The following is a 13,009-nucleotide window of genomic DNA, read 5'->3' on the forward strand; positions in this document are numbered from 1 at the left end:
CTTTTTTTAGACTAAACTTATTCAATATAAGTAAATATTTTGTTAAGCACAATACTTTGCTAAAATTAGAATGCTATTTTAATGTTGAAAATAGCCATGGATAGGATGCGGATGAAAGGCCGCACTTAGGTTGGTTTAGCGCTAAACAAATTTTATATTTATGAAAGGAAAATAAATAACATGGCAAAAATTGATTTTAACCGTGATAAAGAACACGTTAACATTGGTACCATTGGTCACGTTGACCACGGTAAAACAACACTTACAGCTGCTATTGCTTCTACACTAGCTAAAAAAGGTCTAGCTGAAGCTCGTGACTATGCATCAATCGACAACGCTCCAGAAGAAAGAGCACGTGGTATTACAATTAATACTTCACACATCGAATACCAAACAGAAGCACGTCACTACGCACACGTTGACTGTCCTGGTCACGCCGACTACATTAAAAACATGATTACCGGTGCTGCACAAATGGACGGTGCTATCTTAGTTGTTGCTGCAACAGATGGTGCCATGCCTCAAACACGTGAACACATCCTTCTATCTAAACAAGTTGGTGTTCCACGTATGGTTGTATTCTTAAACAAAGTGGACATGTTATCAGCAGACGAAGCTGAAATGGTTGACTTAGTTGAAATGGAAGTTCGTGAACTACTTTCAAAATACGGTTTTGATGGTGACAACACTCCATTCGTACGTGGTTCAGCCGCTGAAGCTCTAAAAGGTAACCCAGAATACGAAGCTAAAATTCTAGAACTAATGGACGCAGTAGACTCATGAATCGAAACTCCAGTTAAAGAATTTGACAAACCATTCTTAATGGCTGTTGAAGACGTATTTACAATTTCAGGTCGTGGTACAGTTGCTACAGGTCGTGTAGAACGTGGTAGATTAAACTTAAACGACGAAGTTGAAATCGTTGGTCTAAAACCAACCAAAAAAACAGTTGTTACAGGTATGGAAATGTTTAGAAAGAACCTAAAAGAAGTTCAAGCTGGTGACAACGCAGGTCTATTACTACGTGGTGTTGAAAGATCAGCTATTGAACGTGGACAAGTTCTAGCTAAACCAGGTTCAATCGTTCCTCACACAGAATTCTCAGCACAAATCTACGTGCTAACAAAAGACGAAGGTGGACGTCACACACCATTCTTCAAAAACTACAAACCTCAATTCTACTTCCGTACAACAGACGTTACAGGTGGTGTTGAATTTGAAGCTGGACGTGAAATGGTTACACCAGGTGAAAACGTTGAACTAAAAGTTAAACTAATCGCTCCAATCGCGGTTGAAGAAGGAACAAAATTCTCAATCCGTGAAGGTGGACACACTGTAGGTTACGGTAACGTTACAAAAATTATTAAATAATAATTGAATCAAATTAGATAAGGCTTTGCCTTATCTTTTTTTTATTTCAGTTTACTTTTAAATACTCAAACACACAAACAATAAGCAAGCACTTATTGATAAAAATGGTAAAATTCCTTTATAAATTGCTATATATCAATAAGGAATATTATGACCAAAAAATTCATCACAAAACCAGGCGAAAATATTGCAAATGTTGCTCAATACGTGCTAGATAATCTCACTCAATCAAAAATTATTTTACTAAATGGCGATTTAGGAGCTGGTAAAACTACATTAATTAAATCTTTAGCTAAATTAATCGGTATAAACGAAAATATAACTTCTCCAACGTTTAATTACATGAAGGATTATGATGGCTTAATTCATATTGATGCCTATAATTTAAATGAAGATTTAAGCGAGTTTGAAGACTATTATCAAGACAATATTGTAGCTATTGAATGATCTGACAACATTTATCATTCATACACAAATTACTTGGACATTAGAATCAGTTTTGATGAGCAAAATAACCATATATTTACAATAAGCGAGGTTAAGTAATGAAATTATTCCTGGATACTAGTAACGAATACTTTGTTATTGCCGCCTTTGATGATAACTACAATAAGTTAGCAAGTTATATTGTTAAAGAAGCTAAAAAAGTCCCTTTGATAGTAGGATATACTGAAAAAATTTGTAAAGATTTAAATATAAATATCAATCAATTTAATGAATTTTACACAAATTTAGGACCTGGCATGTTTACAGGCGTAAGAATTTCACTGGTATTTTTACGCACCATTGCTTTACTAAATCAACCAAGTATTAAAACAATAAGTTCTATGCAAATATTAAAACACCAATACCCTAATAAAAATGAGTTTAGAATTAATGCAAGCGGCAATAAACACTACTATTGATGCGACGAAAACACTGAATTTACGATTGAAAAAGTAAAAGTATTGACCAATGAAAGTGCAAATTTTGACATAATAAATTATGATGATTTGCTGAACAATTTTGCAAAGTTTGCGCCTTTATTCAAACAGCATGATAATCTGATGCAAATAAGCCCTTATTACATTAAAGCCCCACAAATTGGAGAAAAAAAATAATGAAAATACTAGGAATCGAAACCAGCCATGATGATACTTCAATAGCTTTACTCGAAGATGGCAAAGTTATTGAGCTGCAAACAATTAGTCAAATAGATGTTTTCAAGGAATTTGGTGGCACAATACCAGAATTAAGTTCGCGTATGCATGTACAAAATATCAGTTTAATTCAACAAATTTTCATGAATAAATATGATTTGAGCACAATCGATTACATTGCATATACTGAAAAACCTGGTCTTATTGGCACACTGCAAATTGGCTATTTATTTGCTCATGCACTTGCGCTTAGTTTAAATAAATCAATTATGCCAATCAATCATTTAGAGGGACATTTTTTCTCAAATGCTATTGAGCAAAAAATAGAATATCCATCTTTATGTTTACTAGTTTCTGGCGGGCACACACAATTAATGTACGTCGAAAACCCCTATAAAATGAGTATTATAGGTGAAACTCTTGATGACGCTGTCGGTGAAGCATTTGATAAAGTAAGCTCCAAACTAGGACTAGGTTTTCCAGGTGGGCCAATAATTGACAAAATTTTCCAAAAATATGAAGGTGAATATATTAAATTCACTCTTCCCCACACTGAAAACAAATATGATTTTAGCTTTAGTGGTTTAAAATCACAAGTCCTTAACTACTACAACACGCAAACAATGAAGGGTGAAGCAATTGACAAGCATAAAGTAGCAGCTAGCTTTGAACACACAGCAATTAAATATTTAATTCAAAAAACTAAGCTTGCATTGGAAGAATTTAAAGTTAACTCGCTCGTGTTAGCAGGTGGCGTTAGCGCAAACAGCGAATTGCGTAAGCAATTTCTTGCACTAAGTCCTAAAGCCATTGTTCCCAATTTAAAATACGCAACAGATAATGGTGCAATGATCGCCATGTGTGCATATGAAAAATTAAAATTCAAAAAGCAATAATTTACCGTCCTGGACGCTTTTTGTTTTCTTATTAGAATATGATATATATAATATTAATATTAATTAAATAGAGTTGGGGGCATAATGGCATTTAAAAAACCAGAAATCACAAACAAAATTGTACGCCACATTGGCAAAATTGCTGAAACTAGCAGTGGTTATACTAAGGAATTAAACTTAGTGTCATGAAACAATGGTGAGGCAAAATATGATATTAGAGACTGAAGTGAAGATCATGCTCGTTCAAGTAAAGGTATTACTTTAACTGTAGATGAATTAAAAGCACTAAAAGCAATTTTGGATGAAGAAATTGGCAAACTTTAATTTGCCAATTTTGTAATAACCTTGCATAAGGTATCTTTTTTATTGAAATAATGGGGAATAATGATACAAAAAGCAAATCTAAGTGAAGTTTTAACGATTAAAGAATTTTTGAATTTAGATAAAGATAATAATTTTTTCTTTATTGGCGACATTGATAATTTTGGTTTACACTCAAATATCCATACTACTCTAATTAAAAAAAATAATGATCAAATTCAATCAGTTTTGATCATTTTTGGCACTACATTGCTCTTTTTTGATCCACACAAAAACTTAACCTGAGATGAAATTAGATCTTTAATCATCGAAAATAATTTAAAAAATATTAACCTTTCAGACAAAATGTTTAGTTTTTGAGCTGATAAATTTCAAGATAGCAATATCTATGAAATTCATAAACAATATTTAGCTCGTTTAGATCAAAAAAACGAGACAGTAGATATATCTGAAGTAATCAAAGCTTCTAAAGAAGATTTAGAATCAATAGTTAAGTCAAGATTAAAAATTGCTGAATTTAGTGGTTTTAGCAAAGATTTTGATTATGAACTTAATATATACACAAATAGCTTTGATTCAAATGTTTTAAACCCTTTTATTATCAAACAAAATGATGAAGTAATTAGCTGTGCTACCGTGGCAGTAGATGCTGGAGAAGTGTCGATTATTGGTGGAGTGTATACGCTAGATACGCACAGAAAGCAAGGTTTAGCATCCAAAGTCGTAACTGCGTTATCTAATTGACTAATTGAACGTCAAAAAACACCATGCTTGTTTTATCATAACCCCAAAGCTGGCTCAGTTTATAGAAAAATAGGCTTTAAAGAAGTAGGAAATTTATACACAATCGTTGTAAAGGAGAATGCAAATGTTTAATTTTTTAGAGAACAAAATTCAAAAATCTATTCAAAAAATGAATAAAAAAACAATGGTTAATGAAGAAGATATTCTAGAAGTTACACGTGAAATTAAAATGGCACTTTTAGAAGCTGACGTTAACTTAAAAGTGGTTAAAGATTTTGTTAAAAATGTAAAAGAAAAAGCACTTGAATCACGTTTGGTGGGTTCGCTTAACGCTTCGCAACAAATGATTAAAATTGTGCATTCTGAATTACAAGAAATATTAGGTGGACAAGTACAAGAAATTAAAATTAACAAACGTCCTTACATAATCATGATGACAGGTTTGCAAGGTTCTGGTAAAACTACTGCCGCAGCTAAATTGGCATATTATTTTAGAAAGAAAAATTTTGTTAATAAACCTTTACTTGTAGCTGCCGATATTTATCGTCCAGCTGCTGTGCAGCAATTAGTAACATTAGCCAAAAGCATTCAAGTGGACTTTTTTGAAAAAGGTATTGATACAAGCGCTCAAGAAATTGTTAAGCAAGCTTTTGTTTATGCTCAAGACAACAAAAATGATTTAATAATTATTGATACCGCCGGTCGTTTGTCAATTGATGAAGCTTTAATGCAAGAGTTGCAAGACTTAAAAGCGATTGCTCACCCTGAAGAAATCTTTTTTGTCGCCGACGCATTGAGTGGTCAAGACATTATTAATGTTGCTACCACATTTAATGAAAAATTAAGCTTAACCGCCAGCGTCATTACCAAACTTGACTCAGATGCACGTGGTGGAGCTGCCTTAAGTCTTACCAAGGTGTTGGGCCTACCAATTAAATTCATTGGTACTGGTGAAAAAATTTCAAATCTGGACTTATTTTATCCAGATCGTATGGCAGATAGAATCTTGGGTATGGGAGATGTATTAAGTTTAATTGAAAAAGCCGAAGAAATTTATGATCCAAATGAAGCTAACAATATGGTAGCTAAAATCTTAAAAGGTAATTTCACCCTTGATGATTTAATGAGCAATTTAGCTCAAATGAAAAAACTAGGTAAAATGAAATCGATTTTAAAAATGGTGCCAGGTTTAGCCAACAAAATCAGCGATGAGAAAATTCAAGAAGCAGAAGATAAAATGGCTTCATATGAAATTTTAATTTCATCAATGACTAAAAAAGAACGTCAAAATCCTAAACTACTTAAACAAGCAAGCCGTAAGGCAAGAATCATTAAAGGTTCAGGACGAAGCGCTTTTGAATTTAACCGTTTAGTAAATGATTTTGAAGCCATGTCAAAAAACATGTCTGAAATGGCTAAAAAAGTTAAATCAGGCAATCTTTCTGATTTAACAAAGTTAGGTTTTGGCAATGGCTCGTTCTAGATTTCATGAGTTTTTTCGCTGACAAGGTGAAGATAAGTTATTTTACTTTGAAGGTGTAAGTTTAGGTTTTTATATTGGTTGTGTCGCCTTAGCCTTTGTAGCTTTAATTTTAATGTGATTTTTTAAACATGTTATTCGCAATTGATTCAACTCTAAAAAAACACATTTACGTGTTTTTAAGCAAAAAGGATTGTTCCGTTTAATTGGCTCAATAATTATTTTGTTCATGATTTTGCGAAGCTTAGTTTTATCAATAGGTCGCTATCCTAGCGAGTGAGAAATTTTACCTTTTCACTTGTGTAGATTAATGCTTGTATTTACTGCTTTATCATTAATTTTTGATGCGCCTCAACTAGTTAAATACTTTGGCGCTATCGGTATGCTAGGAGCTATTGTCGCCTTAGTCAAACCTGATTTAAGTTTTGCTGGCGTAAGCGCTAGCGGAGCGTATAGAGTAGGTTTAGATTCAATTTATTTTTATGATTATATCTTGATTCATACCTTCTTATTATTGGGTATAGCAGCTTTATTTATAGTGCGCAAAATTCAATTTAGAGCAAAAGACTTATTAATAACATTGATCTTTTTCACATTGATAGCTATAGTTATGTTTTTTGTCAACTGAGTTACATTCGTGTATGCTCCAGACAATTGAAAAACAAATTACTTCTTCCTTGGCAAAGATGAAGTTAACACACAAAAAGATGTATTTGGGCCATTGTCGCATTGACCATACAATTTATTATCATGAACTTTTGCAGGTTGAGTGCTAGCAACTATCGCTTCCATGATTTGAATGTTGCAAGACAAAGTGTATTTCAATCGTATAAATGGCAAATGAGTATTCAAAATTCAAAAATCAAACCGTTGAAAAGAATTCATATCTTCATTTAAAAACAAAGTCAACAAATAGCCATATATGGCTATTTTTTGTGTATTTTCGTCACATCTTTATAAAAAATATTTGTGTTTTAGCTAAATAAGAGTAATATTATTTAGCATTAAAAATAATTTTAAGGAGGTTGAAATGAAAAAACTTATACTTTCTCTTTTAACATCAACAGCGTTGCCAATAGTTTCATTGGCTGCAAGTTGTAATTCAAATGAACAAAATGGTGGCACACAAAATAAACCGATTAAACCAAGCGAACCAAAACCAAACCCACAGCCAAAACCTGACCCAGCACCAGCACCTACACCTCAACCAAACCCACAACCTGAACCTTCACCAGCACCTACACCTCAACCAAACCCACAACCTGAACCAACCCCAAATCCAGGTGGTCAAAACGGTAATGGGAATAATGATAATCGTAAACAAAACACAAACGAGCCTACTGAACTAAGTCAGGAATTAAAAGCAATTCAAAGCGAGTTTAAAAAAGTTCTAAATGATTCAATTTTCTTTAATGACGCAACAAAACAAGCAAAATTAAACGAACTTAACATTGAATTAAATAAAAGAGATACAAATAAATCACAACAATTACTTAATCAGTTAAAAGACCTAGACAAAAGTAAAAAAGATTATTTAAAAACAGAAATTAATCCCGTTGTTGTAAACGATTTTAGTCTTAAATTCAGTGCTTTCCAACATATTCAAGATGTTTCAAATACAGATGAGTTAGGCGTGGTTAAAACAAAAATTGCTGAAATCGCTGAGCTTAAAAAAGAAATTAAAAAACAAATTAAACAAGACAAAGATAATAATCAAACGAAAAAATTAAATGTTGGCGAAACAGATAACAAAGAAAGCTCTGAAGATTTTGATTTCTTTGAACTTGTTGCAGCTTATGTAGAAACATATTCAACTGATAAGGATGAAATAAACACATTCTTTGAAAGATACAAAAACGTAGAGACATTTAAAAATAGTGCAACATTTAAGAAAATGATTGCGAAAAAAAATGAGATTTTTAGCATTCTAAAATATCCACAAACTTCTGAGCAAACTAAGCGTATTGATGTTTTTGGCAATACTAACATTTTGTTACAAGACAAAAGAAATGCATCAACAGAATCAACATTGAACATAGATGTATTTTTATGAGACGGCAATCTAGACAATCTTTCTAGTGGTAGCGAAACACCGCAGCGTGTAGGATTAGATAATTTCATTATTAAAATGTTTTTAGCTAAAAATGAACAAGAAGTTGATAAATATTTTGATTTAATTATTGAACTATTTAGATTATGAAACTATAACATAAATAATGGCCCATACATGGAACAATATAAAGCTTACTTTGAACAAACACCTAACCACCGTGAACAAGCTTTTACACGTTATAGATTTATGACAACATTTCTAAAACAAGTTGTGGCAGAATCAGTTAAAAATAAAGAAAAAGCATACGTACCAATCCCAAGCTTATTATATTTTGGTGACTTATTCACCTTTAGAGACAAAACCGAATTGTCAAACAAATTCAAATTATTCTTAAACGTTTTAGATGTTGAAATAGCATCATTTGAAGCAGAGGCTAAGAAAAACCAAAACTCAGAAACTACAAACACTAATAATGCAAATGAGTAGTACGCACAAATTAACATCTTATAGGGTGTTAATTTTTGTTAACCTTAACCAGCTAAACATGAACACAAAAAAATAACATTTTTTATGATTGTAACAGCTTGGCAAATTGCTGAGGTATTTTTTATTTAAAATTAAATTAATAGCGATTCAAATTGTATCAATGTATACAAACACATGAAAAAAGTGATTTCTATTATGAAGTAGTATATACATTCGGATGAAGGTCTTTAAAAAATCACTTCAATAAAATGGATTGTATAATGTTACAAACATTGAGAGTTACACAAACAGTGCAACGTATAACGATCAAAATATTAGAATTAATTTAAACTTTATAACTCAACGATATGTAATAAACAAAGGTGACCTTGCCGTTGTATTAAATGATAAATCACAACACTGAAATATACTTGCGAAATGCTTATATATTGAAGAAAATAACAAATATATATACAATCAACGAACACAGAGGTTGTCTCCTGTCTGAAATCGTCATTTCAAAATTTTTGCACTATTTACGTAATTTTACAGATTTTAGAAACAATTTAATTCAAAATCGACAAGTGAATACTCAAGTTTATATAAATTGAAAAAAATATTGAAAAGTTAAGCACAACATTTCCCAAAAATATTTCAGAGCAATAAAAAATAAGGAGTATTTTTGATGTTATCCTTACTTCAATCTCCCTTCAGCAGCGTAAACTTGAGGGTACATAAAAAGCCCAAACATATTACTTGACAAGATGTTAACTGATCAAAATATATCAATAGTTAAATAGTATTGGGAAATTTACTAACTCTTGAATTTACATTATACGTTGATGAAATAACCTTTAAAAGTATATAAATGATTCGTTTCGCAAAAAGAATATAATTTAGATGAATAAAAATATTTTTTTCTTATTATGCGTGGGGGAATATATGAAAAAAACTAGAGCACTCTTTTATATTATGCCATTTTTGGTTTTACCAATCGCTTCTTCATGTTCTACTCGGCAAACGCAACCAGAATCTCTAATAGAATCAAAACTAGGTGTTAAATTAAGCGAGAATACGCTTGATAGAGTATTTAAACAGCATGCTAACGAGTATAAATCAATGCTGAGCAAGCTTTTGCAAAAAGATACATGAATAGACGGTAATTTGCAAACCAAATTGAATAATTTCATTGCTAGTCTTGCAAATTTTAAGAATGATTTTACCCAGGATAATATAGAAGGTGAATATTTATCTTTAATATACTTAGCTAATAATCATAGTCCATTAAATTTATACAAAGGTGAAAGATTGAGTAACTTTGTTGAAATAAATTCTAACCTAGAGAATTTATTCACTATTGGTGATGAATTTGCATTAAAAAGCTATATGGATGTAATTAAAAAAAATAAAAATGCTGATTTGTGAACTGCACTAACTGATAAGTATAGATTAAATGCTAAAAATAACATAATTGCATTTGATTCATATAGTCAAAACGCCGTGTTTCGAGTAGGAAACAAGGATAGTATTTACGCATATCAATTAAACAAAAATAATAATGCTATATTTAATTCCCGTTTTATATATAATGATAGATTATTTTTAAATAATGTATTTAGTATCCAAAAATTATCTTTGAAAAAAGGGGAAGGAAATACCGATCCATTAATATTAAATTTCAAACTTTCACAGATTTTTGACTGTGACGACATTTATATTAAAGCTAGCTACGCCACGCTGCCAGATAACACTTATCATATAAAATTAAATCTCTTATATAAACCAAATGTAATTGAATACCAAAAATATAAGCTTTTAGTAAAATCGAAAAATCAAAAAGTCATGGATCTAAACGTAAATTTAAGCAACTTCTTGCGTCAAAATAACCTTAAAATTAGCGAAAAATCAATAAAATCCATTGAAATTAATACTGTTAATGTGTTTAAGAACAATTATCGATATGTGCACTTGAACAATAACGAAGAAAAACTTTATAACGGCTATAGAACTATGGTTCAGGAATATAATCCACATAAAATGTTATTGATTCAACCATCGAATTGAGATTTAAACCATCTAAGCCAAAACAGTTGAGAATTTTGATTTAAATATTTACAAACTGGTAATTTAACAGCTACAAGAAAGAAATGGTAACTTAATTATGAATATAATTAAAAAAATATTAGCGTTATCGCTGATCCCAACATCTTTTTGTGTTGTATCGTGTGTCAATACAACCAAATCAAACCAATCAAAATTCACTGGAATAGTTTACAATAAGTTAAAAATCAATATAAATGAGCATAATCTAAGCAAAGTTTTGAGTGGTTATTACTACAAACAAATTTATGCATTTACACAGCTCAATGATAGTAGCAATTATGTGGATCATTTAAAAGATTTTTTAGAAAAAATTAGTTCGAATTCATACTCAAAAAATCAGCAACTAGAAAATATTGAAAATGAATACCTATCATTTTTACGCTTACATCAATATTATTCTCAATTCAATTATTCCCAACTCATACCAATGGTTAATATGAGCACCAAAAATAATCAAGGGGTTTCTGCGTCGCAAAAAACAAAAAAATTTGACCTTTACGAAGAATTAAAACTAGTTAAACAAAAAATGACTTCTGAGCTTGGCCATGGTCCCTACTCAAGTGAAAGAGATAGTTACATATACAGTGTCAATTCAAAAATAAAATTAATGTTTAAACGTAACAATCTAATGAATGAGTCTTATTATCAACTCTATAATTTGTTGGGTTTAGATACTTACAATGGCTATGAAAATTATGTTAATTCAAATCACGTGAGCGAGCAATTAAATTACTCATTCAATAAATATAAACAAAAAAATAAAAATTTTGGTGCTAATGAATTTTGCTTCGATTTACGATCTTTTTCAGTACTTAATCCTGTTATTGCAAATGAAAACAAGAATGGCAAAAACACAGTTTTACTGAATGCGAAAATAAATTCAATATATGATTTAAACAATATACATATCAAAACCCAAACAATAAATGATGATCAAAATAACATGGTTTATACATATATTTCATTCATTTATCTACCTAAAATATTGAGTTTTGATCAATTTGCTGAATTTAGAACAGCAGAAATTAATAATGAAAAGACAAACAATATAAATATTGATTTAAGCTCGATTATAGATGCCAATAATCTGAATGGTAAAAAAAATGTATACATTATTGATTCCCTTGATATGTTTCAAACACTTGAACCAAATTATTTATCGAATCTGAATCTAAAATTTGAATCTTTTTCAAACGATAATAATTACGATACTTTTGTATACTCGAGCGATAATTTTATTCATTCCTTGGACAAAATTATTGCAGAACCACTGAATGAATTTTTCTATTATAAAAAAAGTTTAGTTATTCCTGCGTAACACAATTAAACTGATGCAACACGCAACGTGTTGCATTTTAGCAAAATTACTCAATTAAGCTTTTAGATAAAACTGTTTTTTAAATAATGATGATCAAGATGAAATTTGCACTTAATTTTTCAACTATGTAAATAGATTATGTTTTGTGTTTACCTGCCCACTCTAAACATATCCTTAATGATTACTCTAAAATATACATATATCAGTGATTAATCAATTATATTTATGTGTTTTCTTTAAAGAACAAGTTTAATGGAAATTAGATATTTCGCTTTCCATTGATGATGTTATAGGTATTATAGCTGATTCATTAATGCCAATCAATCATTATTAAATCTATGCTTTTGTGGCATAATTAGAGCATGGGGATGTAACGGTTTCGACATGTAGCGGGTAGTGCTCGTATCAGTGGTGTGGTAGACCATAATTACTTCTAGGCTTTATAGTCGCAAACGAAAAACAACAAGCTCAAGTTGAGCTAAAAGACTTAGTAATTGCAAACCAATTACAAGCACACTCAAACCTAGTTTTTGCTTAATTAAAAACTAGTGCACTACTAATTTTGCCTTGAGTTGGCTAGTGCGGTTAAAGGCTCGAGTTTAATTAGTGCTTAATTAGGCTTTAAATCTCAAAGCACAAACAAAGTCAATAGTTTTGTTTACTTACTTATGATTTTGTTAATATAAGTAAACTAAACTGTAAAAAGTGCGGCCACGTCTTGTTATGTGGACGCGGGTTCGACTCCCGTCATCTCCACCAGATGTAAATCACCAAATGCCCAAGGGCATTTTTTATTTTGTAGTAAAATTTTGTTATGTTGAAAAATAATGACAATTACGCAAAAGATCAAAATTGAACTAGTGAAACTACTGAGTTGCACTTAACTTCATACATGAGCGCAAAAGAGATCAACAATTTGGATCAAAATGAACGTAATTATTTGCTAGCTAAATGTCGTGAAAGCGTAGAAAAAGACTCACGCAAAATCAAAAAAGCACGTTTGAAACGTGTGTTAGCATCTATAACTATTTTAATTTTAACGCTAGCAGTGTTTAGTGCATTATCATATTTACTGTGGGCTGTGTTAGCATAATAAAAAATAATGTGCAATTAAATTGA

At 30.8% G+C, this 13,009-nt stretch carries 12 protein-coding genes and 1 other RNA gene; all 13 read left to right on the forward strand.

Features of this window, described 5'->3' with window-relative positions; genetic code table 4:
* Window positions 1–180 precede the first annotated feature (180 nt).
* Complete coding sequence (tuf, locus tag T329_RS0102025; RefSeq protein ID WP_029608780.1) at window positions 181–1,371, forward strand: elongation factor Tu; 1,191 nt, start codon at window positions 181–183, stop codon at window positions 1,369–1,371.
* Between the two features lie 150 nt (window positions 1,372–1,521).
* Window positions 1,522–1,917, forward strand: a complete 396-nt coding sequence (tsaE, locus tag T329_RS0102030) for a tRNA (adenosine(37)-N6)-threonylcarbamoyltransferase complex ATPase subunit type 1 TsaE (protein WP_029608781.1) — start codon at window positions 1,522–1,524, stop codon at window positions 1,915–1,917.
* A complete protein-coding gene (locus T329_RS0102035; protein ID WP_029608782.1) occupies window positions 1,917–2,471 on the forward strand; it encodes a peptidase M22 in 555 nt (184 codons plus the stop codon). The genes tsaE and T329_RS0102035 overlap by 1 nt, the downstream gene beginning before the upstream one ends.
* Window positions 2,471–3,406, forward strand: a complete 936-nt coding sequence (gene tsaD / locus T329_RS0102040; RefSeq protein ID WP_029608783.1) for a tRNA (adenosine(37)-N6)-threonylcarbamoyltransferase complex transferase subunit TsaD — start codon at window positions 2,471–2,473, stop codon at window positions 3,404–3,406. The genes T329_RS0102035 and tsaD overlap by 1 nt, the downstream gene beginning before the upstream one ends.
* 84 nt (window positions 3,407–3,490) lie before the next feature.
* A complete protein-coding gene (locus tag T329_RS0102045) occupies window positions 3,491–3,730 on the forward strand; it encodes a YdbC family protein (protein WP_029608784.1) in 240 nt (79 codons plus the stop codon).
* A 60-nt stretch (window positions 3,731–3,790) separates the two neighbouring features.
* Complete coding sequence (locus tag T329_RS0102050) at window positions 3,791–4,603, forward strand: GNAT family N-acetyltransferase (RefSeq protein ID WP_029608785.1); 813 nt, start codon at window positions 3,791–3,793, stop codon at window positions 4,601–4,603.
* On the forward strand, window positions 4,596–5,954 hold the full coding sequence (gene ffh, locus T329_RS0102055; protein ID WP_029608786.1) for a signal recognition particle protein: 1,359 nt from the start codon (window positions 4,596–4,598) through the stop codon (window positions 5,952–5,954). Before T329_RS0102050 ends, ffh begins: the two co-directional genes overlap by 8 nt.
* Entirely contained in the window at window positions 5,941–6,867 is a 927-nt protein-coding gene (locus T329_RS0102060; protein WP_029608787.1) for a YwaF family protein, read from the forward strand. Before ffh ends, T329_RS0102060 begins: the two co-directional genes overlap by 14 nt.
* A gap of 114 nt (window positions 6,868–6,981) precedes the next feature.
* Window positions 6,982–8,490 (forward strand): hypothetical protein, encoded by a 1,509-nt coding sequence (locus tag T329_RS03950; protein ID WP_029608788.1) that lies wholly within the window; start codon window positions 6,982–6,984, stop codon window positions 8,488–8,490.
* Window positions 8,491–9,411: 921 nt separating this feature from the next.
* Window positions 9,412–10,623: a hypothetical protein gene (locus T329_RS0102070; RefSeq protein ID WP_029608789.1), complete on the forward strand. Its 1,212-nt coding sequence runs from the start codon at window positions 9,412–9,414 to the stop codon at window positions 10,621–10,623.
* A 7-nt stretch (window positions 10,624–10,630) separates the two neighbouring features.
* Entirely contained in the window at window positions 10,631–11,890 is a 1,260-nt protein-coding gene (locus T329_RS0102075; RefSeq protein ID WP_029608790.1) for a hypothetical protein, read from the forward strand.
* 364 nt (window positions 11,891–12,254) lie between these two features.
* Window positions 12,255–12,649, forward strand: a transfer-messenger RNA (tmRNA) gene (gene ssrA / locus T329_RS03840).
* 55 nt (window positions 12,650–12,704) lie between these two features.
* The gene (locus T329_RS0102080) at window positions 12,705–12,983 is read left to right on the forward strand and encodes a hypothetical protein (RefSeq protein ID WP_029608791.1); all 279 of its coding nucleotides are present in this window, start codon (window positions 12,705–12,707) and stop codon (window positions 12,981–12,983) included.
* The last annotated feature ends 26 nt before the right edge of the window (window positions 12,984–13,009 follow it).

Source organism: Mycoplasma simbae ATCC 49888 (assembly GCF_000702705.1).
In the GTDB taxonomy this organism is placed as follows: domain Bacteria; phylum Bacillota_I; class Bacilli_A; order Mycoplasmatales; family Metamycoplasmataceae; genus Mycoplasmopsis; species Mycoplasmopsis simbae.